At 45.6% G+C, this 26,273-nt stretch carries 25 protein-coding genes and 1 pseudogene; 10 read left to right on the plus strand and 16 right to left on the minus strand.

All coding sequences use genetic code 11. From position 1 onward, the window contains the following. Positions 1-401 precede the first annotated feature (401 nt). A complete protein-coding gene (recG, locus tag SDEN_RS18070; protein WP_011497892.1) occupies positions 402-2,477 on the plus strand; it encodes an ATP-dependent DNA helicase RecG in 2,076 nt (691 codons plus the stop codon). A 147-nt stretch (positions 2,478-2,624) separates the two neighbouring features. Beyond that, positions 2,625-3,551 carry a DUF3014 domain-containing protein gene (locus tag SDEN_RS18075; RefSeq protein ID WP_011497893.1) on the plus strand — a complete coding sequence of 309 codons (927 nt, stop codon included), beginning with the start codon at positions 2,625-2,627 and terminating at the stop codon, positions 3,549-3,551. Between the two features lie 82 nt (positions 3,552-3,633). Here SDEN_RS18075 and SDEN_RS18080 read toward each other — a convergent pair whose 3' ends face one another. The 6 genes from SDEN_RS18080 to SDEN_RS18105 form a co-directional block, all read right to left on the minus strand. Next, positions 3,634-4,227 carry an FMN-dependent NADH-azoreductase gene (locus tag SDEN_RS18080; protein WP_011497894.1) on the minus strand — a complete coding sequence of 198 codons (594 nt, stop codon included), beginning with the start codon at positions 4,225-4,227 and terminating at the stop codon, positions 3,634-3,636. Between the two features lie 209 nt (positions 4,228-4,436). Further along, positions 4,437-4,916: a copper chaperone PCu(A)C gene (locus SDEN_RS18085; protein WP_011497895.1), complete on the minus strand. Its 480-nt coding sequence runs from the start codon at positions 4,914-4,916 to the stop codon at positions 4,437-4,439. Positions 4,917-4,989: 73 nt separating this feature from the next. After that, entirely contained in the window at positions 4,990-5,628 is a 639-nt protein-coding gene (locus tag SDEN_RS18090) for an SCO family protein (RefSeq protein ID WP_011497896.1), read from the minus strand. A 41-nt stretch (positions 5,629-5,669) separates the two neighbouring features. Continuing rightward, on the minus strand, positions 5,670-6,626 hold the full coding sequence (locus SDEN_RS18095; RefSeq protein ID WP_011497897.1) for a hypothetical protein: 957 nt from the start codon (positions 6,624-6,626) through the stop codon (positions 5,670-5,672). An 88-nt stretch (positions 6,627-6,714) separates the two neighbouring features. Continuing rightward, entirely contained in the window at positions 6,715-7,890 is a 1,176-nt protein-coding gene (nirK, locus tag SDEN_RS18100; protein WP_011497898.1) for a copper-containing nitrite reductase, read from the minus strand. 271 nt (positions 7,891-8,161) lie between these two features. Then, positions 8,162-9,226: a WD40 repeat domain-containing protein gene (locus SDEN_RS18105; RefSeq protein WP_011497899.1), complete on the minus strand. Its 1,065-nt coding sequence runs from the start codon at positions 9,224-9,226 to the stop codon at positions 8,162-8,164. A gap of 137 nt (positions 9,227-9,363) precedes the next feature. On the opposite strand from SDEN_RS18105, the gene trmL reads away from it, so the two are divergent. Next, on the plus strand, positions 9,364-9,825 hold the full coding sequence (gene trmL, locus SDEN_RS18110) for a tRNA (uridine(34)/cytosine(34)/5-carboxymethylaminomethyluridine(34)-2'-O)-methyltransferase TrmL (protein WP_011497900.1): 462 nt from the start codon (positions 9,364-9,366) through the stop codon (positions 9,823-9,825). Between the two features lie 134 nt (positions 9,826-9,959). On the opposite strand, the gene SDEN_RS18115 is transcribed toward trmL, so the two are convergent. The 3 genes from SDEN_RS18115 to SDEN_RS18125 form a co-directional block, all read right to left on the minus strand. Then, the gene (locus SDEN_RS18115) at positions 9,960-11,468 is read right to left on the minus strand and encodes a M16 family metallopeptidase (protein ID WP_011497901.1); all 1,509 of its coding nucleotides are present in this window, start codon (positions 11,466-11,468) and stop codon (positions 9,960-9,962) included. Next, positions 11,468-12,793: a M16 family metallopeptidase gene (locus SDEN_RS18120; RefSeq protein ID WP_011497902.1), complete on the minus strand. Its 1,326-nt coding sequence runs from the start codon at positions 12,791-12,793 to the stop codon at positions 11,468-11,470. The genes SDEN_RS18115 and SDEN_RS18120 overlap by 1 nt, the downstream gene beginning before the upstream one ends. A gap of 199 nt (positions 12,794-12,992) precedes the next feature. Then, positions 12,993-14,231: an amidohydrolase gene (locus SDEN_RS18125; RefSeq protein ID WP_232279985.1), complete on the minus strand. Its 1,239-nt coding sequence runs from the start codon at positions 14,229-14,231 to the stop codon at positions 12,993-12,995. A 544-nt stretch (positions 14,232-14,775) separates the two neighbouring features. Between SDEN_RS18125 and SDEN_RS20990 the strand changes: the two genes are divergently transcribed. Then, positions 14,776-14,904: a hypothetical protein gene (locus tag SDEN_RS20990; protein ID WP_269571445.1), complete on the plus strand. Its 129-nt coding sequence runs from the start codon at positions 14,776-14,778 to the stop codon at positions 14,902-14,904. A 264-nt stretch (positions 14,905-15,168) separates the two neighbouring features. On the opposite strand, the gene SDEN_RS18130 is transcribed toward SDEN_RS20990, so the two are convergent. From SDEN_RS18130 to SDEN_RS21060, 3 genes are all read right to left on the minus strand, one after another. Further along, positions 15,169-15,954, minus strand: a complete 786-nt coding sequence (locus SDEN_RS18130) for an ankyrin repeat domain-containing protein (RefSeq protein ID WP_011497904.1) — start codon at positions 15,952-15,954, stop codon at positions 15,169-15,171. 107 nt (positions 15,955-16,061) lie between these two features. Then, positions 16,062-16,457 (minus strand): hypothetical protein, encoded by a 396-nt coding sequence (locus SDEN_RS18135; protein WP_041405891.1) that lies wholly within the window; start codon positions 16,455-16,457, stop codon positions 16,062-16,064. Next, entirely contained in the window at positions 16,454-16,618 is a 165-nt protein-coding gene (locus tag SDEN_RS21060) for a reprolysin-like metallopeptidase (RefSeq protein WP_157599891.1), read from the minus strand. The genes SDEN_RS18135 and SDEN_RS21060 overlap by 4 nt, the downstream gene beginning before the upstream one ends. Here SDEN_RS21060 and SDEN_RS18140 point away from each other — a divergent pair. Together SDEN_RS18140 and SDEN_RS18150 are read left to right on the plus strand one after the other, a co-directional pair. After that, positions 16,603-17,607, plus strand: a pseudogene (locus SDEN_RS18140) (IS4 family transposase); the annotation flags it as partial. The gene SDEN_RS21060 and the pseudogene SDEN_RS18140 overlap by 16 nt on opposite strands. A 1,067-nt stretch (positions 17,608-18,674) precedes the next feature. Beyond that, a protein-coding gene (locus SDEN_RS18150; RefSeq protein WP_086022114.1) for an IS3-like element ISSde8 family transposase occupies positions 18,675-19,834 on the plus strand; the annotation gives its coding sequence in 2 pieces (ribosomal slippage) (positions 18,675-18,933 and positions 18,933-19,834; 1,161 coding nt in all). A gap of 160 nt (positions 19,835-19,994) precedes the next feature. On the opposite strand, the gene SDEN_RS18155 is transcribed toward SDEN_RS18150, so the two are convergent. The 3 genes from SDEN_RS18155 to SDEN_RS18165 all read right to left on the minus strand — a co-directional run bounded on the left by SDEN_RS18155 (position 19,995) and on the right by SDEN_RS18165 (position 22,485). After that, positions 19,995-20,450: a hypothetical protein gene (locus tag SDEN_RS18155; RefSeq protein ID WP_011497907.1), complete on the minus strand. Its 456-nt coding sequence runs from the start codon at positions 20,448-20,450 to the stop codon at positions 19,995-19,997. A gap of 27 nt (positions 20,451-20,477) precedes the next feature. After that, positions 20,478-21,164, minus strand: a complete 687-nt coding sequence (locus tag SDEN_RS18160; RefSeq protein WP_041405892.1) for a tRNA-uridine aminocarboxypropyltransferase — start codon at positions 21,162-21,164, stop codon at positions 20,478-20,480. Between the two features lie 112 nt (positions 21,165-21,276). Continuing rightward, positions 21,277-22,485 (minus strand): multidrug effflux MFS transporter, encoded by a 1,209-nt coding sequence (locus tag SDEN_RS18165; RefSeq protein WP_011497909.1) that lies wholly within the window; start codon positions 22,483-22,485, stop codon positions 21,277-21,279. Positions 22,486-22,597: 112 nt separating this feature from the next. Between SDEN_RS18165 and SDEN_RS18170 the strand changes: the two genes are divergently transcribed. After that, the gene (locus SDEN_RS18170; RefSeq protein ID WP_011497910.1) at positions 22,598-23,566 is read left to right on the plus strand and encodes a LysR family transcriptional regulator; all 969 of its coding nucleotides are present in this window, start codon (positions 22,598-22,600) and stop codon (positions 23,564-23,566) included. 198 nt (positions 23,567-23,764) lie between these two features. Continuing rightward, positions 23,765-24,058 (plus strand): hypothetical protein, encoded by a 294-nt coding sequence (locus SDEN_RS18175; protein ID WP_011497911.1) that lies wholly within the window; start codon positions 23,765-23,767, stop codon positions 24,056-24,058. Between the two features lie 72 nt (positions 24,059-24,130). Here SDEN_RS18175 and SDEN_RS18180 read toward each other — a convergent pair whose 3' ends face one another. Next, positions 24,131-24,841, minus strand: a complete 711-nt coding sequence (locus SDEN_RS18180) for a hypothetical protein (RefSeq protein WP_011497912.1) — start codon at positions 24,839-24,841, stop codon at positions 24,131-24,133. A 251-nt stretch (positions 24,842-25,092) separates the two neighbouring features. Between SDEN_RS18180 and SDEN_RS18185 the strand changes: the two genes are divergently transcribed. Together SDEN_RS18185 and SDEN_RS18190 are read left to right on the plus strand one after the other, a co-directional pair. Beyond that, positions 25,093-25,671: a DUF2780 domain-containing protein gene (locus SDEN_RS18185; RefSeq protein ID WP_011497913.1), complete on the plus strand. Its 579-nt coding sequence runs from the start codon at positions 25,093-25,095 to the stop codon at positions 25,669-25,671. 141 nt (positions 25,672-25,812) lie between these two features. Further along, positions 25,813-26,262, plus strand: a complete 450-nt coding sequence (locus SDEN_RS18190) for a TerB family tellurite resistance protein (RefSeq protein ID WP_011497914.1) — start codon at positions 25,813-25,815, stop codon at positions 26,260-26,262. The last annotated feature ends 11 nt before the right edge of the window (positions 26,263-26,273 follow it).

Genomic DNA, 26,273 nt, shown 5'->3' on the forward strand with positions numbered 1-26,273 from the left:
GAGTGAATGCCATGGTGAGCCTGTATGGCAGAGTTTCAGTTAACTTATTTTTATCCAATTGTCTGTTTGCAAAGGTTAAATCGACATACGTAGTAAAACTACGCTTTTCTATTTGAGTTTTTTGTTGTTCCGATTTGTCAGACTATGGGTATATTTTATGTCGAAGTATGGGTTCAGCGACCTAGCATTAACTGCAACGTAAATGCATGGGTGAGGGCAATTGTTAGGGCTATTGTAAAATCTTGTACTGCACGGATTACTCACAAAAAACTAAGCTAAACTCTTAGCTAACTAATCAGATTCAAAACCAGATCAAAAATCAGCCAGACCAATCCAATATTGCCATCCCCAGAGACTCTGTTAATATATGTATAAATTTACAGTGTTTTGGTACTAACGACTTGAAGCAACTGGATATCACCCCTGTCACAGAACTCAAAGGCGTCGCTAAAAAGATGGCCGAGAGACTGGCTAAGCTTGGCATACAAACAGTGCAGGACTTGCTGTTTCATTTGCCGCTGCGCTACGAAGACAGGACTCAAGTTTACCCTATTGCCAGTTTGCCACCGGGCAGCTACGGCACCATAGAAGCCCATATACACTCGAGTCAAATACTCCAAGGTCGCAGACGCATGCTAGTGTGTCAGGTGCGTGATAATACCGGCAGCCTCACCCTTAAGTTTTTTAATTTCACCATGGCCCAGCGCAATAGCATGCAAAATGGCGCCCTTATCCGCGCCTATGGTGAAATTCGACGTGGCAGCCATCAAGCTGAAATCGTCCATCCCGATTATAAAATTATCGATTCAGATGAAAGCTTTACTCCCAGTGAAACCCTGTCGCCAATTTATCCCACCACTGAGGGCTTAAAGCAGGCTAGCTGGCTAAAACTCACCGAGCAGGCGCTTGTGATGCTGGCCCAGGGCGGCTTAGTTGAACGCCTGCCAGAGCAGCTTAGGCCCAATAATTTAAGCCTGCCCCAAGCATTGCAAATTTTGCACCGCCCGCCAAATCATGTCAGTCAAGAGGCCTTAGAGCAAGGTCAACATCCGGCCCAACAAAGGCTAATTCAAGAAGAATTATTGGCCCACAACTTAAGCATGTTAAAGCTGCGTCAGCGCAGCAACCAAGATAGCGCTATGCCCATGGCGGCGTCGGGCAGATTATTAAACCCTTTCCTCGCAAGCCTGCCTTTCTCCCCCACGGGAGCCCAGCAAAGGGTGGGGATTGATATCAGCACAGATCTTGAAAAGCCCCAGCCCATGATGCGCCTTGTGCAAGGGGATGTAGGCTCAGGTAAGACTTTAGTGGCGGCGCTCGCGGCGCTGCAAGCCATAGAAAATGGTTATCAAGTGGCCATGATGGCACCGACAGAATTACTGGCCGAGCAACACAGCGCCAACTTTAGTGCCTGGTTTGAACCTTTAGGCATTAAGGTGGGTTGGCTTGCGGGTAAGCTTAAGGGCAAGGCGCGGGCGCAATCCTTGGAAGACATCGCCTCGGGCGCGGCGCAGATGGTGGTCGGCACCCATGCATTATTTCAACAAAATGTAGCCTTCAATAAGCTGGCCTTGATTATCATCGACGAGCAGCACAGATTTGGCGTGCATCAACGATTAGAATTACGTGAAAAAGGGGTTAGCCAAGGGTTTCATCCCCATCAATTGATCATGACGGCGACCCCTATTCCGCGCACGTTGGCCATGACGGCCTATGCCGACCTTGATACCTCAGTCATCGATGAATTGCCGCCGGGGCGTACCCCAGTCACTACCGTGGCCATTCCCGATACACGCCGCGAGCAGGTCATTGCTAGGGTGCAGCAGGCGGCCAAGACAGATAAACGCCAAACCTATTGGGTGTGCACCTTAATCGATGAATCCGAAGTATTAGAATGCCAAGCCGCCGAAGACACGGCCGCGGAACTCGCCATAGCTCTGCCAGAACTTAAGGTCGGCTTAGTCCACGGGCGAATGAAGAGCGCCGATAAACAGGCGGTCATGGCGCAATTTAAGATGGGAGAATTGGATTTATTAGTGGCGACAACCGTCATTGAAGTGGGGGTCGATGTGCCCAATGCCAGCCTAATGGTGATAGAAAACCCCGAACGTTTAGGCCTAGCCCAACTGCACCAATTACGCGGCCGAGTGGGACGAGGCGCTATTGCCAGTCACTGCGTGTTACTCTATAAGGCGCCGTTATCCTACACGGCCACTAAACGCCTTGGGGTATTAAGGGACAGCAACGACGGCTTTGTTATCGCCCAGAAAGATTTAGAAATTCGCGGCCCAGGTGAAGTGCTAGGCACAAAGCAGACAGGATTGGCAGAACTTAAGATTGCCGACTTAGTGCGGGATCAATATCTCATCCCTCATATACAGAAGCTCGCGGTACACATGATGCAACAAGCCCCAGAGCAGGTCGATGGAATTATCACTCGCTGGCTAGGTCATAGGCAGCAATACGTACAAGCATAATCAATAAACTCAAATATATATCGCACCAAACACGGTAAATGCTAGACAAAGTCAGCGAATTTTGCAGAATGGTACTAAGTGAACAATTTTAAGGCTCCACCCTAGCGCAACCGTGTTACGAACCGTTTTTTTAGCCAAGGAATTCACATGCAAGTTAATCAAGAAGACAGAATTAGCCCAACCACAGAAAAGCCGTCATCAGGCAACAACACTCCCCTTATCGCTATTGCCGTCATTGCCTTATTGGCCGTGGGCGGTTATTTCTACATCAGTAGCGATAGCGATGAAATGCCAGAACAACTGATAACTCCAGTAGAGCTGCCTGACAGTATCCCTACCACGCCTATCGAGCAAGATCCTATCGAAGAGCAAGAGCTAGCTGCAACAGGTATACCCTCTTCACAAATAGAGGGCAACAATAGCCAAGAATTATCAGGCACAACAGATCAACAGACAGCTAACCCAGCAGACGCTAAGCCGGTCGAACCTTTACCAGCCCTAGCCGAAAGTGATGATTTTATCGAATCGAAAACCTTAGCCATTGCCAATGGTATGAAGATAGAGCCGCTGATTTTAAAGAAAGATATGGCGCGCCAGTTCGTGGTTTTTGTGGATAACTTAGCTCAAGGTGAGCTTGTCCGTAAGGCAAGCCCTATCAAGGGGCCAGACCGTAACTTTAGCGTCAGCGAAATTACCAATAAGATTTTCATCAATCCAGACAGTTTCCACAGATATGATCTCTACGCAAACTTCGTTGCCGGCCTTAATGAGCAAGAGCTACTCAGTACCTACAAGGAGCTCACGCCTTTGTTTAACGAAGCCTTCGAAGAGCTGGGTTACAGCGACGTCAGCTTCGATGCAAGAATGCAACAAGCGATGAAGATGGTGCTGGATGCCCCTATCATAGAAGATCCCATCGAACTTAAGTCTGTCACTGTGAACTACCACTTTGCCGAACACAATTTAGAAGCCTTACCCAACGCACAAAAATTCTTGATCCGTATGGGCCCAGAAAACACCCGCAAAATAAAAGCCGCGGTGAAAAAACTGCAACTGCTATTAGACAATCAATAGATGTTAAGCAATATGTTAGGCATATTCTGATGACAAAAACGCTTGCTCTTAGAGCAAGCGTTTTTTATTACCCGTCGCTAAATTACGCCGTTAGACTGTCCAGCGCGGTTTTTGCTTCTAAAAGGCCTTGGGCCGTGGCATCTGGTCCCATATTTAGGGCTTCTGCGTAAACAAACTCCACCTCAGTTATTCCGATAAAACCTAGCACTGTCTTAAGATAAGGCACGATATGATCGCTAGCGCCCTCTTTATGCATGCCGCCGCGCGTCGTGACCACAACCGCTCTCTTACCTTCCAGTAACCCTTTAGGACCCGTTTCAGTGTAAGTGAAGGTGACGCCCGCACGGGCAATCAGATCTATCCAGTTTTTAAGCTGAGTCGGAATTGAAAAATTATACATGGGCGCGGCAATCACTAAGGTATCGTGGCTCTTAAGCTCAGCAATTAATTCATCAGACAGGTCCAACACTTGCTGCTGGCGCGGCGATAGATTATCACCACCACGCATTCCGGTGGCGATCTCACCATCGAGTACAGGCACGGGATCGGCCGCCAAATCCCTTACTGTCATTTGTGCGCCCTGTTGCTGCCAATGGCTCATCAAGTGGCCGATTAATGCCGATGACTGTGAGTAATCACCTAAAATGCTCGATTTTAATACTAGAACCTTCGCCATTTTCTCTCTCCAATATGCTCATTTATAGGGAGGTCGACACTCATACTGGCCGACCGATGAAATGAGTATATTGGTCTAATTAAAAGAATAAAATCGCAATTTATAAAGCATTCCATTCGATAAAATAGAAATGTATAGCACTCTAGCGCCAGATAATACCAGCATTCAAGCCGCTAAGGGGCAGCAAGCTCAATGTGATTGGTGCTGGGTCAATGATGGGCATGCTTATCCGCAGCCTCTGGCATTGCCACTTTACGCACTAAGGCGTTAATGCTCATTTGTTCCCCGTTATCAAAGCTTAACGTCAGCGGCAGCACATCCCCTTCGCCGGGTACGGCTTGAGTTAAGCCCGTTACCATGGCATGCAGACCCATGGGGGCGAGCTTAATTTGCTGCTTGGCTTGCACCACTATCTTATCCACAGCTTGCATGCGCATCATGTCATTTTCCATCACAGTATTATGCAATGCTACGGCGCCCAATTTACTGCTGATTTTTATCAAAGAGACCTGGCTATCGCCATGATTATGCAAGGTAAGATAAACAGGAAGTACTCTAGCCGTGGGCGGCATGGCCCGTGACCACGCATCCACAACCATGATATCTGCCGCCAAGGCTTGGCTACTTAAGATACCTAAGATGAGGCTTGCCGATGCTAATAACGTCATAAATGAGGGAGCGTGTTTCATTTTTCTATCCTTAATCAATGCGTGGCTTAATAGTTGAATTGTCGATAGCTGGATGCTGTTGCTCTTGGTGCGATTAGAGCAAGCTAATCACTTGCTGCCTCATGTCTTCTATCGCCGTACCCGCATAGAAGAAGCCCCGCACCCGGCTGTGGGTATCCATCACAAAAATTTTGGCGCTGTGGGAATAGAGGTACCCTTTTTGTTCTTGTTTTTCATCATCTAACGATAACTTCTTGAACTCAGTCGTCACCTTATCATTGGCGAGTTTAATGTAATCGGCGTGAAACAGTTTCGCCACATAATCGATTTTTTCCCGTTCATCCACCAGCCCAATAAAGCTGGGGTCAAAATAGGCTAAGTACTTATTTAAATGCTTGGGGGTGTCATAATCGCTGTCTATGCTAACAAAAAGCACTTGAACTCTGCTGCGTTGCTCAGGCGTTAATTTGTTCATCATCTGGCTGATATGCGCCATTGTGGTGGGGCAAATATCGGCGCAATTGGTGTAGCCAAAAAACATCAGCACGACTTTATCTTTAAAGTCAGACAGACTCACCTCACCGCCCTTACTGCTTTTTAGGCTGAACTCTCCACCTATGCCTTTCAGAACGGGCATTTGCGCCAAGGCCACACTACTGCCAAACAGCGCCAATACTAGGTATAGCTGCACTGCGGCTAACATAGTCATTAGTTTTTTCAGTGTTTTCTTCATCTCATCAACTCCATTGTGCGGCTGTGACAGTGACGCGTTAGCTAACAGCGGATCTCGGCGCCCAAGTCCGTTTTAGGGGCAAGATATTGCTCTTGATACCCCTTTACTTGCACCCTACCTTGCTGAACATGCAAATAAATAACCACCCCGATATTGGCCATTTCAATTTCCCCCTCCCCATTGAGGGCACTCCACTGATATTCAAATTCCACTCGATATTCCACTCGAGAATGCCTGCCTTCAATACTATCTTGTTCTGCTGATATGGCTTTTGCTGCGCTCACAGGCTGGATCTGCAGATTTTTTATGGCTCTGCGGCTCTGGGTTAATCCAAGTCCGCCAAGATAGGCTTGATAATCCGCTATGCTGGTGATTTGCGCCTCGGCTAAAGCTAGCTTAGCCTCGGGACTCAGCCATAGGCTTAAGTTGTCCGTCTCTGGCTCATCCAAGCCTAGAGTCCAACGATACAAGAAGCCGCGAATTAAATTAGTGTCGCTGCTGGCAATGAAACGTGAACCGAAGTCATCTTGCTCGATAAACTCGGTTTCAACCTTGCTCAAACGTGGACTAAAGCTTGAATTCAAACTGGGGCTCGAACTGTGACTCTGGTGCTCAAAACTGAGTAATTGCTGCAAGTAATATCCCTGCACGGGTTCATCATTATCCGCTTGTGGATAAAACTCTACAGTGACTCGCACTTGAGTGAGCCCTGGCGTGCTTTCTGGCAACGGACTGATATCGAGAATATGGTGCGCCCCGGTTTGCCAATAGGCTTGTTCTAGTGGCTCCCCTTGTGACTGCCCTCGAATCAGTTCTGGTGCATATTCTTTTAAATCGACCTTGGCATTGGGGTATTTTTCATGCCACTGCTGGCTGGCATCCAAATCGCCATACCATTGATATACTTGAGCGTTAATCAAGTAATCTTTAATCAATTCAGCTGCATAAGCGTTAGCGCTTATACAAACCACCAGGAACAAAGCCAAGAGTCGCAACATGGTCAATCCCTCATGTCTGGTTTATACCTGTATAGACATCTGCCTAGGATATTGGCTCAAGACAGCCTTGAGCCAGTGTCATAGGACGCTAAGCCTTAATGGGTGACGGCTTGCTCACTTGAGTCATCAAGTCGTCATTCCACTCACCTTCTACCTTAATGTGCGCCGCTGCGCCCTTCATGATGGCTTCAATCAGGTTATGGTTCACATAGGCGTATAGACCGGGTTGTAAGAAGGTGTATAAAGCCGCACCAGCACAACCACCGGCAATGTGCCAAGTCTCTAAATCACGAGCTGGACGGTCGCTAAATGAGCCTGTGTTCCACACATAGTCGCCGTGACCGCCAATAATGTGTGGGCGGGTATCACGGTTGGCTTGTGAGTGAATAAACAACACAGATTCACCCAACTTGGCTGTCATGGAGTTTTTGCCTGTCAACGCACCCACGGCGCCATTAAATACCACATGGGATGGCGTGAGTGTCTTCATTACCTCTAAGGTGTCATTCATGCTGCCCATCACAGTGTCATAGGCTTTATATTTACCTTGATCATCTTTAGCTATGTAGAAGTCCTGTTCACCTATGTAATAGGCCTTGTCATAGGTTAGGCGATTACCCTCACCGTCACTTAAGCCTTCACGGGGTAATACCATAATGGCGCCATTCATACCCATCACCACATGCCATGGGATCATCACCCCACCAGGTGCGCAGTGATACACGAAAGTTCCCACTTTAGTGGCTTTGAATCTGAAGGTGACAGTCTCACCGGGTGACACTAAGGTTAACTCCCCCCCACCCAATGCACCTGTGGCAGAGTGCAAGTCAATATTATGCGCCAGCATATTGGTCTTAGGATTCACTAAGGTCAGCTCAACATAATCATGCTGATGGCACACAATGAGTGGCCCAGGCACGCTGCCGTTGAAGGCACATACCCAAGCTTTAGTGCCATTTTCAAGCTCAATTTGTTTCTCTTCTACCTCAAGACGGACTTCGATAACCTTGGGCTTACCCTTAGCCACTTGCTCATGCACGGGCACCATAGGGGGCGCCACTAGAACTTGCTTCACACGCTCGAGTTGATCGGCGGTGTAATTGGCCATACGGTCAAGTTTCTTACCTGTGGCTCCCTGGGCCGACGATGACACTAGCCCAGCAGCAATACCTGCGCCCACAAGGCCTGCACCAATCGAACCGCTGATAAAATTACGGCGCTGTTCGTTCACCGTGCTTTGAGTTGTAGAAGTCTTGTTTTCCATATCGAGCTCCGTTTGGGTAATGGGGTTTTCTGACGTTTTATCTGCAGAAAATCATTGAATAAGGGCATCACAAGGAAAAGCATACAGGGGTTATGAAAATCACAATTGACCTAGATCAAGTGGTGGGAGTCGAATTAGCAAAAGCTTGAAGAGAGTAACAATAAGGCCTGAAGTGTGATCAACTTCAGATTAAAATAATGATCTAACATCAATTTTTACAATCACTTAGCGCCTATCCTAGGCATAGCATCTAGCAACTTTGCACCAATGCTTAAAGGGGCCATAGCTCAATTGCGCCATCAGAGCTTAATGTCACCAGTTGCCCCTCGCCATTGACTGCCATGGCAGTAACACTTGTGCTTGCAGAATAAGCCTGCAAACGCCAATGGACTAATTCAGCGCCACTTTGGCTATCCCAGCCAATCATGTCTTGTTTGGAGGTCGCTGTGATCAGCATGTTTCCATGTTTAACAAACAGGGCCCGACGGAAATAACGGTATCTCTCTACATACTGCAAGTTAACACTGGCACCTAGGGCGTCCATGCTTGAAAATGACGCACTCTCTGGGTCTATGATGAAATGATTATCTAAGGCATCGGCCGCAAAAAGGCGGCGATTAGCGCTGTCTATCGCTAGACTCATGATCCTATGTGGCAATGCAAATCTTCTGTGCACCTTGCCCGTTGCCGTGGCCCATATTAGCAGCTCACCATCATGACCCGTGGATAGCACTTGGTCTGAAGAGGAGAGAAAGGCCACTGCACTCACTTCGGCTGAATGCTGTTTAAACAATGACAAACTGTTACTGCTTCTATCCACAGTGTTAATTGAGCCATCACTCATGCCCACCAATATTTGGCTAGCACTGTAATTAAGGTGAATGCTGCTAATGTTGGCATCCGGATTAAATGCCTCGGCTTGCCAATTCAATAATCGTTCACCTGTGGTTACATCCAGTAAAAACAACTGTCGCTGACTCGCAGCCAATAAGTATTGCTTATCCCCAGATAGCATTAACTGATAAATATCGTCATTAAAATCGGCCTTACGCCAAGTGACAAAGGCCTGTTTTGAGACAAGATCCCACACATTTACATCACCGTTCAGGCTCAAAGTCACGGCCAGCAAGCCATCTTTTGACAGGGCGCCATCCACCAGCCGGCCCTCAACCAACCTATGTTGGCTCAAGGAGGTTTGACTAGGCGGTGCTTTATCGCAACCACTGAGCAAGAATAATAAAAGTAAGGCGGTGAATAAACCTAGCCTGTTAATGGATAAATAACGCCATTTAGCCAATGGCTTAAAAAGAGTATTTTGCAAAATTATCATATTCATCAGTAGGGTATAATCAAGATATTAAGCCGTTACCGCGTTCAATGCCATGACTATCATCCATGTGAGCCAAGCCGAGACAGATGAGCTTTAGCTTAGGTGATGGTATAATCCGGGCTCATTAATTTAAGGTGACTGACATGTTCCATATCGCGCTGTATGAGCCAGAAATTGCCCCAAACACGGGTAACATAATTCGACTATGTGCCAACAATGGATCACACCTGCATTTGATTGAACCCTTAGGGTTTGATTTAGAAGAAAAAAAACTTCGCCGCGCGGGCCTGGACTACGCCGACTTAGCCAACGTGACTCGCCACAAAAACTATGATGACTTTCTTCAAGCTATGGCTGGAAAGCGCATTATGGTGTGTACCACCAAAGGCAGTCGCCCACACACTGAACTTGAGTTCGCCAAAGATGATGTACTCTTATTTGGACCAGAAACCCGCGGTTTACCTATGGACATCATCAATGCCGCGCCACTCGAACAACGCTTACGTATCCCCATGATGAGTAGCAGCCGCAGCCTAAATTTATCTAACTCTGTGGCCATCATAAGTTATGAAGCTTGGCGTCAACTGGGTTTTGAAGGGGCCTAGATTCTTGGTTCTTGGTTCTTGGTTCTTGGTTCTTGCATGCTAAAAATAAAAGAACCCACAATTTATCATTGTGGGTTCTTTTTTTGCTTTAACCTGAGCTTTTAACCCAAGCCTTGAGTCAGATTAACAGTCAGTTACTTAGCATCAAAGCCCATGGCTTTAATATCGACCTGCGTGACTTCACCGTATTGAGCGGCAATCGGCGCTATCACGCTGGCATTACCTATCAGCACAAACTGCAGGTTTTCCTGTGGGAAATAGTCGCGCACTAGTCGCTGGGTCTCCTCTAGGGTTAAGCCATCGACCTTAGCTTGGAATTGATTAATAAAATTATCATCAAAGCCATAGAGGTACATGTCGGCTAATAATCCAGCAAGCTGACCACTGGTTTCAAACTTAGGCGGGAACTGGCCTTTAACATAAGCTTTCGCCGAATCTAACGTTCCTTGATCTATGCCCTTCTGCCACAATCTGGCGTAAGTTTTCAGGGCAAGATCTATGGCTTCCTTGGTGGTTTCAGACTTAGTAAAGGTACTAATTTGGAACACCCCAGCCTTAGAGTAAGGCGTAAACCCTGAGCGAGCACCATAGGTTAACCCTGCGTTAACCCTAAGTTCATCATTGAGCCATGAGGTAAAGCGGCCACCTAAGATGGTGTTCACCACAGTCAAGCCAACGTAATCTGGGTTGTCACGGCTGATGCCTTTACCACCAATCAGAAAAGTGGTCTCTATGGCATCCGGCTTATCCACCAACAGCACTCGGCTTTGGCTGAAATCCGCAAGGCCGGCACTTAAGTCCACGTTAGATTCTGCTTTAGTCCCCTGCCAGCCTCCGAAAGCGGCTTCAAGCTTAGCTTTCATGGCGCTTGGTTCAAAATCACCGACCACATTGATGGCAGTGTTAGCAGGAAGATAATGGCTTGAGTGGAACGCCAACAAGTCATTCACGCTTATCTTGGCCACCGACTCACTGTTACCCGAAACCGGCTTGCCATAGGCATGATCGCCAAAGGCGAGCTTATCGAAATAGCGGCCAATAACCGCTCTTGGGCTTTCTTTCTCTTGAGCAAGGCCAGCGATTTCACGCTGCTTTAACTTATCAAATTCTTGGCTATTAAAGCTTGGCGCCTGCAAGACGTCGCTGAAAATCGCCAATAAGGTATCGACATCTTTAGCCATGAAGTTGGCACTCACATAGCTGCCTTCTTTATCCGCCGAGGTGTTGATGCTAGCGCCTAAGAAATCAATTTTTTGCTCTATTTCGGCTTTGGTGAGTTTACCCGCGCCTAACATCAAACTTTGTGAGGCGATATAGGCCAAACCTGAAACCGTATCATCCACAGCACCGACGCGCACCACCGCATTTAAGCTGATTAATGGCACTTCTTTTTGTGGCATTAAATTGATCACTAGCCCATTGGCTAAGGTCACAGTCTCATAAGCTGGCATAGCAAAACGGTTGATTGTCGCACTTGGCACATTGGCCGCTAACGGCTTGCTGGCAACCGATTTAGCCGTATCACTATTGGCCGTGGCTGCGCAGCCGCTTAAGCCTAAGCTGCAGGCTAACGCCACACTTAGGGCCAGCTTATTGTTAACCTTGATAGGATGAGGTGTTTTATTCTTGATTGGCGTTGTCATTACTCAGCCCCTTCTTTTGCTGCTAGTACGCCCACGGTACGATTAGCTTTAACTAAGTACTTGGCTGCCACACGTTGAATATCTGCTGGAGTCACCTTGTTGTAGGCTTCTGGTGCATTGAATAGTTTTTCAAAGCTGCCAAAATACAGCTCATAAGTGCCTAAGGTGTTTGCCTTGCCATTAATGGTTTCCATGGTTTGGTAGAACTCCATTAGCTTGATATTTTTCACTTTTTCAAGCTCATCTTGGCTAACGCCTTCAGTGGAAATCAAGTTGATTTGCGCTATCATGGCTTTCTCAAGCACCTGGGCTTCAACCCCTTGATTTGCCACACCTAAAATATAGAAAAGGTTAGGATCAAATGACATTGGCAGGTAAGTTTCAGCGGCTAATGCCACTTGCTTGTCTACTAATGATTTGTAAAAACGTGAGCTATTACCTTGGCTTAAAATAGAGTTAAGTAAATCAAGCGCGTAATAGTCTTCATCGCTGGTCGCTGGCACATGGTAAGCCAGCATCACATTGGGGGTGCTCACTGAGGCTTTTTCAACAAAGAGGCGACGCTCACCCTTCTGCTCAGGCTCCACGGTGCGCACAGCTTTTGGCGGTGCTTGGGCTGGAATAGGACCAAAATACTGGGTCGCTAACCGCTTCACTTCATCAAACTTAACGTCACCTGCCACGACAACGATAGCGTTGTTAGGTGCGTAATAGGTCTTATGATATTGCACTAAATCATCTAAGGTCCAGGCAGCAATATCTGACTCATAGCCAATTACAGACCAACTATAAGGATGAGCGCTAAAAGCCACTCCCTTCAACGCTTCTTGCAGAGTGCGCCAATTTGAATTCTCAAGGCCTGTGGTGCGCTCTGAAGCCACCACACCGCGCTCGCTTTCCACCATTTCAGGGTTAATGTCTAAGTGCGCAATGCGGTCAGCCTCGAGATCAAACATGGTTTCTAACGCGTTCGCGGGAAACCAATCCGTATACACGGTTAAGTCTTCACTGGTGTAGGCATTGTTGGCGCCGCCAGCGGCTTCCATGGTGCGGTCAAACATTTTAGGGCCGTATTTCTTCGAGCCGTTAAACATCATGTGCTCGAAGAAATGAGAGATTCCGGTGATCCCTGGCACTTCATTGCGAGAACCGACTTTCCAAAATAAATACATGTTGGCATTAGGAATGGATGCATCCTCTAATACCATAATTTTCATGCCGTTATCTAAGGTAAAACTCTTGATATCTTCGGCGGTAGTCGCCTGTGCTACCGATGAGGCAACTAGCCCCATTAATAACGTCAGGGCAGTAAAACTGCGTTTCATGTCGCGCTCCTTATGAGCTGGTGAGTAGTAAACTTGATGATTGACCTAAATGCGCTTAAGGCTGCTTGGAGCTGAATATGGTCTGCCCTCAACATGCTTCACGCACAAAATTAACATTATTGACCCAGTGCGCTTAAGGCTGCTTGTAGCTCAACAGGGTTTGCTCCCTGACAGAGCTTCAAGCAAAAATTGAACACTATTATTGACCCAGTGCGCTTAAGGCCACCTGAGTCATGGTCTGCACCCCAACCTTTAAGGCGCTTTCATCCACAAAAAATGACGGCGAATGATTGCTAGGCGCGGTTTTATGATCTTGATCCCTTGGGGTTACCCCAAGAAAGAAAAACATCCCTGGGGTTTCCAAAGCGTAATAAGAGAAGTCTTCAGCCCCAGTAATCAGCCCTGGCTCGATTAAGTTAGCCTTACCTACCACAGACTCAACCACTGGGCGCATTAATGCCACCAGCTCTGGGTTATTCACAGTGACAGGGTAGCCTTCCTCTATGGTGGTGGTCGCCGTGGCACCAAGGGTTTTAGCTTGTAGCTCGGCAATTTCGGCAAGCTTTAGTTTGATTTCGGCGCGCATGGGTTGATCGAAGGTGCGAATAGTCCCAATCAGTTCAACCTCATCAGGAATAATATTAGAGCGAATACCGCCATTAATCGCACCAAAACTCACCACAGCGGGCGCCTTGGTCACATCCACCTGACGGCTGATGATGGTCTGCACCCCAGTAATAATTTGCGCCGCAGCAACAATAGGGTCAACCCCAGCCCAAGGGCGTGAGCCATGGGTCTGACGGCCAGTGACCTTGATAGTAAAAGAGTCTTCACTGGCCATGGCAGGGCCTGAGCGCAGGCCAATCATGCCAGCTGGCATGCTAGAGGTCACATGCATACCAAAGACTTGGTCAGGTTTACGCTTAGCAAATAAGCCTTGTTTAAGCATCAATTGCGCCCCGCCTTCTTCACCTTCTGGCGCGCCTTCTTCTGCAGGCTGGAAGATAAACATCACGTCCCCTGCTAGGCTGTCTTTCACCTTAACAAGATTTTCAGCCACACCCATTAACATGGCAACATGAGTGTCATGACCACAAGCATGCATTACCCCAACATCTTGACCGCGATATTTATCTTTCGCTTTAGAGGCAAAAGGCAAGTCCACCACTTCGGTAACAGGCAAAGCATCCATATCCGCACGCAGGCCAATGAGTGGCCCAGGCTTGCCGCCCTTTAAGATGGCCACCACACCGGTATGGGCCACGCCAGTTTCGACTTCTAAACCGAGGGATTTAAGGTGTTTTTCGATGACTTTACTGGTGCGAAATTCACGATTTGATAATTCAGGATGTTGATGCAAGTCCCTGCGCCATGTGATGACTTTTTGCTCAACCTGAGCCGTGAGTTCAGCGGCGGTGGGCGTGGCCGCATGGGCCATATCTGTACTTAAACTTGCAAGACCAACTAAGGAGCTAGTCAGCAATAACGCAATTGAACTAGGGTGCATGATGAGTCTCTAGAATGTTATTTTTATTGAACCCATCAAACTACCGCTTCTTACTCATTTTGTTAACAGTTTTATGTTAATCCCGCCGATAAAATTGTTTCTATTTGTTTGTTGTAGGAAGAAATAAATGTGAACCCCATAACGCATTGGCATTAATTTACAGGCTCACCATGACCCATTTGCTTCACAAGACGTCATCAACAGGCCTCGCTCCATTTAAAACAGATAGGTCCGTGTAGCTCAGTTCGACGTCAAACTCTTTATTGGCAAGCCGTCTGATGGTCTTCTCGCAAACATCCATAGCTCTTCTTTTCAGCATCTCGTAACCTGTTGACTTTAAATCTTACTCTAAAAATTCAGCAAGAATTTAACTATGCGTGGCAACCTTAAATTTTGTTAAAACCAAATTTAAGGTGGTAATAGTATTCCCAGAAGGTGAACGTTTCATATTAAGCGTCATCGAACAGCGACAAATTTGACTCTTTTTAGAATAGATGGCACGTTATTTTGTTGCAGCACAGTCACAGTGCCTAAACTCACTTCGGCGTTAACTGAAAAGCTCACAGCCAATAGCATTATTGCGCTAATGCATTATTTTACTTAGATTCATTACAGTTACGTCCTTTTAGGGGTGTTCAGCATCATGGTTTCTTGGCTAATACACATTACGACCTCGGTTAAGGCTATCCACTCAGTAGCCTACGGTGTCTTTCAAGGTATATGACACAAAAAGACTTTCACAAAAAACGCCAAACGTGAAACCGAAACATTCGGCCCAAAAGCCTCCCATGAGCAAATTTAAACTTGGCTCACCGGGAGCGATATATAAACAAATTTAATTATCCACATCTATTTTTTGGCACAGCCTTTATTCTCCAGAATTCAACAGCCAGGCATCAACTTTCAACCAATATTCCTCTGTTACGCTGCCTTTTATAAATGCGCCTTTATACGAATTAACAAGGTCTCTAACTGTTCTTTGCTTGTTGTCCATCAGTTTGGAATTTGCACCACTTTTTAAAAGATAAAGTGTGATATCAAATCTAGCTAGATCTGCTGCAGCAAGTAAAACCGACTGCCCCTGTTCATCTTGAAAGTCAATATCGGCGTCTTTTGATAGCAACAACTTAAGACAATTAGGAACACCATCATTTTTCCCCGCTGTAATTGTTTCAAAGGCAGGTGAACCACCAAACATACCAGCTTTTAAGTTAGGGTTTCCTCCGTGTTGTAAAGCGGACATCAACATACTACAATCTCGCTTCCTAGCTACCCAATGCATTACGGAGCCGCCATCTCCAAAAACAACATTTGGATTTGCACCTTGCTTCAATAGGTATTCAAATCCCTTTTTATTTCTCATTGACCAGAACAAAACTGTAGCATTATTAGTACCTTTAGCGTTAACGTCGACGCCCTGTTCCAATAACTTATCAATTTGACTCATTTTACCTTTGCCTGCGGCATATGCTAATGATCTTAATTGAGAATTAGCAAACATGGTTTCTATATCCATGTGTATAAGCACTTTATTTGAAACGGTTTCACTATAGTTACTTTCACTGCGTTCAAGCTGATGAGAACTAGCATTGCAAGCAGAAATAAAACATAGCAAAACAATCGATGTATATTTACTTAAATTATGTTGAATCATTAACAAGAAGTCCCCATCACTTTATACATACTCCCAATACCATACCCATATTAATCTGAGTACCTGGCACACTTGTTGTCCGGATTTTTTCTAGACCTTTTATTTTGTTAATTGATAACAAGTGTTGCATGTTCAACATCGTAATTTTTAGGTGAAGTAATTACTATTTCAACCTTCATCATAGGATTATCTCCATTGAATAAAAAGAGCTTCACGCGCCGCACTCCTTTTATGGAATCAAAAACTGATGTTATATCTTCTGCTTTATGAATACGTATGTCTTTTACAGAAGTGGTTTTATCAAGAACAGATATTAGGCGTTCATACCCAACGTCAGATAACCGAATCCCTTTAACCTTAATAATTAAATCTTCGAAGTTTACAATATGTTTCAGCACGATACTTCCCTCGATTACCTCGACTTCCCTATTTTTACTATTAAAAAACCACACAGTGCCTAAAATAAATGTCAATAAAATAAGTACCAGCCTTGTTTTTATCATCTATAAGCCTCATACAGATTATTCATTTGATTGTAATAAATAGAATTTTTTTCCATTGAAGAGTAGCTCATTAGACTAGTTGTTGAATTCCATTGATGCATTAATCCAATACTATGCCCTATCTCGTGTGCAAGTGTAAAAGAACAATGTACACTTATCACAAGATAAAATGGCTATATATCAGTGTTATGCCCGCTATCTTTGTGACGCGAACCCTATGCCCATTATTCTCGTCGATTGGTCTGATGTTCGCAAACAGCTTCGAATAATGACGCTACGCGCATCCATCAGCGTTCAAGGTCGCTCTGTGACTCTGTATGAACGGACTTTTCTATTCACTGACTACAATGCACCACGCAGTCACAATGCTTTTCTCGCTGAACTAGAAAAAATTTTACCTCGGGGCTGCTGCCCACTCATAGTGACCGATGCAGGTTACCGAAACACCTGGTTTAGGGAAGTTGAACGTTATGGCTGGTTTTGGCTCGGCAGAGTGCGCGGGGATGTAAGCTTTATGCTGCATGGGCAAACCACTTGGCATTCAAACAAATCGCTCTACCCAAAAGCAAACTCAACCGCTAAATACATAGGTAATGTCCAGCTTGCACGTAAATCACCGCTAAGCTGCCATTTACATCTATTTAAGGCTAAGCCCAAATTACGTAAAGATAAACTCTCCTCGAAAGCGGGCCGAAACCACACCGCACAAAAGAGTTATCGCTTAGGCAGTAAGGAGCCATGGCGGCTGGCGACCAATTTACCACCTGAATACTTCAATCCAGCAAAAGTGGTTGAGCTATATGCTAAACGCATGCAAATTGAAGAAACCTTTCGGGATTTAAAAAGCCCACAATATGGCATGGGACTAAGGCAAAGTCGCAGTCGGTGTCCAAAGCGATATGATGTGTTGTTGCTTATCGCTATCCTGGCAGAAATACTGTTGTGGTGTATAGGAATAGCCGCGAGGCATCTTGGCTGGCAGAAGGATTTCCAAGCTAACAGCATCAAATATCGCGCTGTATTATCCGTTGTAAGATTAGGAAAAGAAGTGCGGCGAAGGCCAAAATACACACTAAAAGCATCGATAATTTACTGGGCATTAAACGAATATATCAAACTGGTTCATACCGCTGGCAGACCAAATTTATGAGGGGTTCCCCAGCGCCACGTTAACTGGCGCGTAGGTTGGTATTGTTTTTGCGCCTTTGTCTTTTGCAAAAACAATGACAGCCGTTATGCGTCCAAGTTTAATGACTTATTAGCTGATATGCACTCAAGTTTAAGTTCAACTTTATTAATCTATCGTCATTTTCAGCCTGTTAAACCTTGCGCTTCGATTTCTCCATTCCGGAGAAAATATCGGAGTAAATAATGAATAACAAAAGTCATAATGACAAAACTATTAAAACTGCTATATCAATAGCTAGATTCGCTTATCGACTATACAGGTTTTACGAAACATACAGCCCGTTAATTGAACAATTATTCGGTATTTAAGTTATAAGAGGAGGATTATACCTCCTCGTTCAAGTAACCAGCTAACGTCTTAGTATTTATGCCTTGTGCTGTTTGCAAGGCATAAATCGCGTGTTGACTCATTCTCAAATATGGCCGATGCCGCATCGAGATTAATAGGTATGCTTTATGCTATAGGAATTTGCTTTTCCGGGGTAGTCATTTTTTATACTCGTTGGCAGGTAATTACTTGATATCGTGTTAACTTTATCACCTTATGTACCTCACTTTAGCCTGCTCCATCACTCACAAATTATCGATTTCACCTCGTAACTTAATTTAACGATGGCACCCATAGTTACATTTAGGGCCTAGTCTTTTAAGTCAACAAGTTACACAAATTCTAACAAGGTGAACCATGGTAATTTGCGAGACGGCCGTCCATCCCATGGACGGGATGTTCGAGCCCTCATGGACGAGTTGACGGCGTGTCGACGAGTGAATGCCATGGCAAGCCTGTACGGTGAAATTTAAGCCGAGGATATTTATGCTTTCAATAAATAACGATGCTAACCAGAATTTAATCCTGGCACCCATTGTTAAATTTTGATTTGTGAGACGACCGTCTACTTCTTGTTTTAGAGAATGGGATGTCGAAACACGCTTAATCCTGTTGCTTGAGCTGCGCTGGTTTCTGTAATGGTCTAATGAAACTGGAGTGATTTTCAGCTTAAAATACACAAAATCTTATCGGTATTAAACATGACCAGAAAAAGCGCAGTCCATATCAGCCCTCTTCAAAAATTAGAATATGCCAAGCTGATGGTCGAACAGGGTTACACCAACAAGCAAATTGAAGATATGTCAGGTGCCGGTAAATCTGCGGTGTCTAGATGGAAAGTGCAGTATCAAGCTGAATTAGCCGGTGAAACCCCAGAAAATGCCAAAGCATTAACTGAAGACCAACGAAGAATACAGCTTCTAGAAGCCCAACTAAAACAAGCCATGAGGGATAATGATATCTTAAAAAAGGCTGCAGCTTTCTTCATTCGAGACAATCAAAACTTAAAATGATGCGCGAAGTAAAGAAAGCAAACCCCGAGTTTAAAGTGAATGAGTTATGTCGCGCCTTCGAAATAAGTTGCAGTAGTTTCTATTACAAACCAATACCGTTAAGTATTAATAAACAGTCAGTTATGCAGTTGGTTGAGGAAGTTTTCACTGATTCTTACTCTACTTATGGCAAACGAAGAATACAGGCTGAACTACTTGATTTAGATTGTAGAGTAGGTGTTTACGCTATTTCTACGGTCATGAAAAACTTGGGGCTAAGGGCGATTAGGCCAAAGAAAAAGCATTACTATCCTAATCAAGGTGAGGAGCAAGTTTACGCCCCTAATTTACTTAGACGACAGTTTAATCCTACGACTTATAATACTCACTGGGTTGGTGATATTACCTATATAAAATTACATCAAGGCTGGAGTTATTTAGCCTGTGTGCTTGATTTAGGAACCAAAGAGATCGTTGGGTATGCCTTATCAAGTCAACCCAATGCAGCATTAGCGACAGCGGCCTTAAATAACGCGATACAACGTAAGAGGCCCAATACACAGGCATTGATGTTTCACTCCGACCAGGGCTGTCAGTACTCAGCCAAAGTGTTTAGAGAGCGGCTAAAACACTTAGGTATCGAGCAAAGCATGAGTCGTAGAGGCAATTGCTGGGATAATGCGGTGATGGAACGATTTTTTAGGAGTTTAAAGACTGAAAGATTAAACCATTTAGCATTTATAAATCACAGCGCAGTAGTGAGCGTGGTTGAGCAATATATTCAGTTCTACAATTACAAACGCAGACATTCGGCAATAGATTATAAGACGCCACATCAAAAATATAATGAGTTAAAAAAAGCGGCTTAAAATCTCTCCAGAAAAACTTGACCATTACATTCTCTTCAACTGCTTCTTGGGGGCTGTTATTTTCTTTTCTTGGAATTTAATCCTGGCACCCATTGTTAAATTTTGATTTGTGAGACGACCGTCTACTTCTTGTTTTAGAGAATGGGATGTCGAAACACGCTTAATCCTGTTGCTTGAGCTGCGCTGGTTTCTCTTCAACTGCTTCTTGGGGGGCTGTTATTTTCTTTTCTTGGGTTGCGGCTTGCTGCGCAGCTTCTAGATAGCCTTGTTCACGGCTTGTTCGGGCCCTAAATGCTTGCTCAGCTTTATGTTGCTGCTCGGCTTGCCAATCATTGCCTTGTTGTTGCTTAAGAATTTTGTGGGCTTTTAACTGTAGAGCTTGATCCCCTTGACGAGCTTTTTTCAGCTGCACCTGCTCAGTCTTATATGATATATCTCGAGCGGCATCTGCCTTAGCTTCCAAGGTTTGCTCACTGTTGAGCGGGGCTTTAAGCTTAATCACGGGTTTATCTTGCGCCAACAGGCCTGAGCAAAACATCAGTGGCGCTATGGCGCTCAATGCCCAACGCCTTTGCGCCAAGTGGGATCTTAAGTATTGCTGATAAATTCGCGGCATAACATTTCCCTATTTTTATCTACTTATCTACTTATCATCATGATAACGCGCCCTCACCTGGGTCGGCATGGCATCGAGTCTTGCCTGCACCATGGCATCGAACAACTTAAGTATTGGCTCAATATCTACATTTGGCTCTAAAGCTTGGATGGTATAGGCCGCTGCTTCTAAGGTGGATAAGCTGTCAGTGCGGGAGGATTTACGGATCCGATATTGCGACTGTCCCTCAAAATTTAAGTGTAATGAAGGTAGCTCCAGCAGCCAAGGATTTAATTGCAGCATACGGTAGGCTTTTCGCCACGTGCCATCGAGCAATATGATGCTGATCTTAGTTTGAGTTTGGGGCGCGGTACGGGGCGCACTGTTTGCCGGACTCCCCCTGACACACTTGCTAGAAGCAGCGTCGTCATTAGCATTAGCAAGAGCAATGCTGATTTGCTCGGCACTCTGGCTCTTATCGCTGGGGTAGACTAAATAGCAATGTTGCAGATCCAGCCCTTGACGTAATTCCTCAAAATCGGCTGAAGATTCCCCCACATAGCGGCGCATGGCAGGCAATACCAAACTCAATAAATGCACAGTATTTTTACTTTGGCTCACCTCTGAAGGGTGCTGCATAACGATAACTTGGGTTAGGCAGCTCATGGGTTTTAGATGAGCACACAGGCAAGCGTTTTTAGGATACTGACAGCCTTGGCAATAAATGCGGGACACGGAGAACTCTCAAATCGACGGGATGGCATCATTGTAGCAAAAAAATACCCAGATCTTGTGGTTAGCAAAATCTGGGCGCAAAGGGTGTTGCAAAAATGATATCGTGACTTGATTAATGCTCCAGCTGTAAACGCTCTTGATGCCAATGTCCCAAGCCTTTAGTCGCCATCATCAGCAGCAGTATTGTGCTTAAGCCACCCATGATTAAGGCGACCGCATAAGGTGCTGGTATTGACGTTAATTGGATAAGACCGGTTAATAAGGCCGCGCCGCTCATCTGGATAAAACCTAACATGGCCGTGGCCGTTCCTGCTCGTTCACCAAAGCCTGCTAGCGCCATGGTGGTCGCGGGGCCAAGAAGAAGCGCAAAACCTATACATAACAGCATCATAGGAAGCATAAATGCTAACCCGCCCAGTAAACCGTCCAGAGTGAACATCAGCTGCAATCCCGCTTCAATCACAGCAGCACTGAGCATGAGCGACAGGGCGAGGATAACGCTATTACGGTTGCCTAACTTACTCACCAACAAGGGAGCGGCAAAACAGGCGGTGACGTTCACAAAAGCATTTAAACCAAATAAACCACTGAACATCAACTCTGACATACCTAAACCACCGATCAACCACACAGGTGAGTAAGACACATAGGCCAATATTGAAGCCATGGCGGCCATGCAGACTAAGGCATAAAACATAAAGTGCACATTGGCGACCACAGGCTTGTAGCGAGCCCAACGATAAATCGGGCCTTTGCTGTCGGTATTTAACGGCCGCGTCTCGGGGAAACGATAGCCGACAAACAAGAGTACAAACACCGCATACAGCGCCATAAACATAAAGGTTGAACGCCAGCCAAATTCCAGCGCCAATAGACCGCCAAAGGTGGGTGCTAAGGCCGGAATAACGCAAATGGCACCATTTAAATAGCTGTACATAGTCATGCTTTCTTTGGCGCTATAGCAGTCTCGCACTGCGCTGAAGACCACTATTGAGGTCGAACATGCCGCTAGACCTTGTAGCACTCTCGCGATTTGCAGCCAATAAAAATCCACCGACGCCGCGGCCAATAAGCTGCTGGCACCATAAAGCACTATGCCAAATAGCGCGATTGGACGACGGCCGAATCTGTCGGCTAAAGGGCCAATTAAAATCTGACCGACGCCCATAGCAAATAAGAATAGCACCAAGGTCGATTGGATCTCGCTGTTCGACACAGCGTAATCCACTGCCATGGTGGGCATTGCAGGTAAATAGATGTCGATAGCCAAGGGGCTTAACACCACCATAGACATCAATAGGGCTAACAGATTACGACGCATTATATTTCTCTTTTTTCACTACGACTAAAATTCACTGCCGCCATGATAAGCGATTCATGATATGAACAGAAATGGTATAATGTCCAAACTGAATTTCCCCTAAGGAATATCTATGAATCTAGATAACCTAGCCCGCATCGATCTCAATTTATTAGTCATACTGCAAGTCTTACTGGAGGAACAGAGCGTGACTCGCGCCGCCAACCGCTTGCACTTAAGTCAATCGGCCCTGAGTAAGAGTTTGAATCGACTGCGGGATACCTTAGATGATCCGTTATTTCAACGTACAGCCCACGGCTTGAAGCCCACGGCACACGCTGTGGCGCTAGCCCAAAAATTACCTGGGGTTCTGCAGCACTTGTATCAATTGACTCAGCCGCCCACGTTCAATCCTAACAGCAGTCACAGGCAATTCTCCTTTTCCATGGTGGAAAGTGCCTATGAAACCTTGATCCCCTATTTTATCGGGCCATTACTGAGTAACGCCCCCCATCTAAAGTTAGATTCTTATCTGTGGACAGAAAAGTCGATGCAAGACTTACTTCAAGGCCAAATTGATTTCGGCATTGCTGGCCGAGATATTCATCCTCAGTCTAACTTTAGGGTTGAGAAACTGCCTGAAGGTTTAGAGCATAAAACATTATTTAACGACTTCCAGGTGTGCTTAGTGCGCAAAGGGCACCCCATTTTAACCCAAGTGACCATGGGTCAATGGACTCAACAACAGTACCTAGATATGCCTCATGTGCAAGTGCGCTGTGAAGGCAACGACTGGTGGGCGCTGGACTATCACCTTGCCAGCATGAACCTACATCGCAACATTTGCACTACTGTGCCCGACTTTTACGGCGCTGCCAGCATTTGTGCTCACAGCGAATTGATTTTCACCTTGCCCTCAAGCTTTGCTCGCCACGCGCAGCAGCTGTACGCCCTCGAAGAAATCCCCCTGCCAATGGCGTTCACCCCCATGACCTATGTATTACTATGGCATGAGCGTAATAACCAAGAACCTGGCCATAAATGGATGCGTGAGATGATAGTGGACAGTGCCGCCAAGGCCACCACTAAACGGCAAAGCTAATAGCTCAACCTTAAGTTGTGGGTTCACTGCGGGCGTTTGTTTTATTAATGTAAAAAAATTGAACTTTTTGTCACATTGAATAGTCTTTTCTATGGCACACTGAACCTAGCAAGTTTACTGTTTCAGAGTATTGCGCCTTAGGTGACACTGAGTCCCCAGAATAAAACACAATAACAATAACTATTTTACTGAGGATATATGAGGTTTAACCTTAATGAGCTGACACTTAAGCTCAAGGCCCTGCCGCCTTTATTGGCTGTTAGTTATTGCTTACTCGGCCTTTTAGGATTCGCTTTATTGCCGCTAATTTTGCCACTAGTCGCCATTGCAGCCCTAATCGCCACTTTGGGTCTACGTCGCTTTAGTCGTCACTATCTACCCCCTAAAATGGGCCAGACATACCCTAAAGTGCGCCTATCTACCCTCTATAAATCTGATCCTCATATAGATAAAGTGAACGCCACTGAGTTTGACAATCAGCCAGCAAAATAAGACCCACATTAAAAAAACACCTCCATTGAGGTGTTTTTTATTAGGTTAATCCCAGCGTTTACTTTCTTGAGATTATTCAGTTTTATCCGTCGTACGGGCCACCATATATAAGCGATACAGGGCGACATTAACAAATAACCCCAAAAACGCCACACCGACTTCAATGATAAGCTGCACAGGTAAGCCACCCGCTTTTGCAAGTCCAGCTACCGCGCCACCTACTAAAGACAAGGGAATATAAAGCGAGATCACGGCTATGGTTTTCAGCACTAAAGGGCCGCTAAACACAAAACTTGTCTTTATGGCTTGCAGTGGTGTTAAGCGCTCAACCACCACCATAAAGTTCACATAGGCCAGACGTGAGAACAGATAAAAACTGACCACTAACCCTATTATCCAAAAGGGACCGAAGGCGGCAAACAACATTACAGGCGCCAGAATCGCCAACCCTGAAAATACCCCAGCCAACAGTAATGGCGGCACAAAAGGGAAACTCGCCTTGATAATAGCCAGCGGCTTAAGGTCATGGCCTTCTGAGCGCAACTGCAAATACAAGGTCAAGGCGGCGATCAAGATAGAGAAAGTCACCAGCAAGGCCATCATGGCCGCACCATGAATAGGACCAAACACTGGGTTTTCAAGATCTGCTTGAAGCATTTCTTGTCCTAGCCATAACTGGATAACCACTTGGATCAACAGCAAAGGCAAGGTTAAAGCTGCAAGCTGGCTCACATGGTTACGAAAAAAGTTATAGGCTTCAGTCAAAATGGCAGACAGCGACATGGGAAATTCCAATCATCTATAGGGCTAAAATTAAGTGGCTTAGGATACCGAAAAACATCTGACTTTGCACAAGACAAATCACATTAAGCATAAGTTCTGCTTATCTTCTGTCACAAAATCATCACTGGAGGTATGATTGCTCGAGCCTATACCGCTGATATTGGCCACCTTAAGCCTACGCTCTAGGTTTGCAACGGCATTAAGCCCAGCTAACTTTCATTTTTCGGCTTTTATTATTTTTCGGAGTTTTCATGAACATGCTTACCAACACACTTAGCCCTAACATTAAATTGGCCAGCCTTACCCTAGGCATATTGCTAAGCCTTAGCGCATCAATTCAGGCCGCCAGCCTTACGGATCTCATCCCCAAGGCTACTGTATCCCCAGCTCAGATTGAAACTGTAAATGCACTGGGCCAAATGGCTAGCACGCCAGAAGCTCAGGGGCTCCTTAGCAATGTGATGTCACAGCTTAATTTGAACCAGGCCCAAGCCCAGGGCGGTCTAGGCAGCTTACTCACCTTGGCTAAAAGCCAACTCGGTCAGCAAGATTTCGCCAGCATAAGCCAGCAAATTCCTAATATGGATACCTTATTAGCCGCAGCGCCAAACTTAAGCAAATCTTCCGGCATGTCAGGACTGTTGTCGAAAGTCGGTGGTAACTTAGGCAATTCTTTACAAGGGGGAGCCATGGTTTATGACAGTTTTGAAAAACTGGGCATCCCAAAAGACATGATTGTCCCCATGGTGGAAATTGCTAAAACTTATCTGCAATCTCAAGATGGTGGCGCTACAGCAGATTTATTAATGCAAGGCTTAAACGCTTTATAAATTAAGCATGTAAAATAGTTAACTTGCCTGTGGTGAAAGCCTCAGGCATATTTTTAGGCGCATTACTTATACACTGACCGCATCTAGACTGATAGTGTGAGACTAATAGTTTCGAACCTTACATCCTTAAGAGGTAGGCCCATGATCGCCAAATTGAAGCAGTTGTTGCAATTAGATTGCCACACATTAAGCCCAGCCGAACAAACCCACCAGCTTAATCTCGCCACTGCGAGCTTGTTGATTGAAGTGATTAATGCCGACCATGAGATAAGCCAAGATGAAGTGACTCATTTACTTAAGGTGTTGCAAACCCGCTTTAGCTTATCGGCAGAACTTGCCAAAACCCTGTTTGAACAAGGGCAGCAGGCCCATCAAGATTCCACCTCTTTATTTGAGTTTACCGCGCAGATTAATGAACATTTCAGCCTAGCGCAAAAACAGGCCTTAGTATTGAGCATGTGGGAGCTGTCATTCGTCGATGACAAGCTATGCCAGCATGAAGACCAAATCATTAGACGCGTCGCCGACTTATTACACCTTAAGCACAGCGAGCTTATCCAATTGCGAAATCAAGCTAGCCCCAACATGTAAGGCTAGCCTGT

Source organism: Shewanella denitrificans OS217, from assembly GCF_000013765.1.
Classification (GTDB): Bacteria; Pseudomonadota; Gammaproteobacteria; order Enterobacterales; family Shewanellaceae; genus Shewanella; species Shewanella denitrificans.

Coding starts and splice junctions, on each gene's coding strand:
- SDEN_RS18175 (WP_011497911.1), top strand. CDS start 23,765: ATGAGGTTTAACCTTAATGAGCTGACACTTAAGCTCAAGGCCCTGCCG.
- SDEN_RS18165 (WP_011497909.1), bottom strand. CDS start 22,485: ATGCGTCGTAATCTGTTAGCCCTATTGATGTCTATGGTGGTGTTAAGC.
- SDEN_RS18170 (WP_011497910.1), top strand. CDS start 22,598: ATGAATCTAGATAACCTAGCCCGCATCGATCTCAATTTATTAGTCATA.
- SDEN_RS18085 (WP_011497895.1), bottom strand. CDS start 4,916: ATGAAACACGCTCCCTCATTTATGACGTTATTAGCATCGGCAAGCCTC.
- SDEN_RS18105 (WP_011497899.1), bottom strand. CDS start 9,226: ATGAATATGATAATTTTGCAAAATACTCTTTTTAAGCCATTGGCTAAA.
- trmL (WP_011497900.1), top strand. CDS start 9,364: ATGTTCCATATCGCGCTGTATGAGCCAGAAATTGCCCCAAACACGGGT.
- SDEN_RS18090 (WP_011497896.1), bottom strand. CDS start 5,628: ATGAAGAAAACACTGAAAAAACTAATGACTATGTTAGCCGCAGTGCAG.
- SDEN_RS18095 (WP_011497897.1), bottom strand. CDS start 6,626: ATGTTGCGACTCTTGGCTTTGTTCCTGGTGGTTTGTATAAGCGCTAAC.
- SDEN_RS18135 (WP_041405891.1), bottom strand. CDS start 16,457: ATGATAAAAACAAGGCTGGTACTTATTTTATTGACATTTATTTTAGGC.
- SDEN_RS18075 (WP_011497893.1), top strand. CDS start 2,625: ATGCAAGTTAATCAAGAAGACAGAATTAGCCCAACCACAGAAAAGCCG.
- SDEN_RS18185 (WP_011497913.1), top strand. CDS start 25,093: ATGAACATGCTTACCAACACACTTAGCCCTAACATTAAATTGGCCAGC.
- SDEN_RS18125 (WP_232279985.1), bottom strand. CDS start 14,231: ATGGCCCATGCGGCCACGCCCACCGCCGCTGAACTCACGGCTCAGGTT.
- nirK (WP_011497898.1), bottom strand. CDS start 7,890: ATGGAAAACAAGACTTCTACAACTCAAAGCACGGTGAACGAACAGCGC.
- SDEN_RS18180 (WP_011497912.1), bottom strand. CDS start 24,841: ATGTCGCTGTCTGCCATTTTGACTGAAGCCTATAACTTTTTTCGTAAC.
- SDEN_RS18155 (WP_011497907.1), bottom strand. CDS start 20,450: ATGCCGCGAATTTATCAGCAATACTTAAGATCCCACTTGGCGCAAAGG.
- SDEN_RS18115 (WP_011497901.1), bottom strand. CDS start 11,468: ATGACAACGCCAATCAAGAATAAAACACCTCATCCTATCAAGGTTAAC.
- SDEN_RS18120 (WP_011497902.1), bottom strand. CDS start 12,793: ATGAAACGCAGTTTTACTGCCCTGACGTTATTAATGGGGCTAGTTGCC.
- SDEN_RS18190 (WP_011497914.1), top strand. CDS start 25,813: ATGATCGCCAAATTGAAGCAGTTGTTGCAATTAGATTGCCACACATTA.
- SDEN_RS18130 (WP_011497904.1), bottom strand. CDS start 15,954: ATGATTCAACATAATTTAAGTAAATATACATCGATTGTTTTGCTATGT.
- SDEN_RS18080 (WP_011497894.1), bottom strand. CDS start 4,227: ATGGCGAAGGTTCTAGTATTAAAATCGAGCATTTTAGGTGATTACTCA.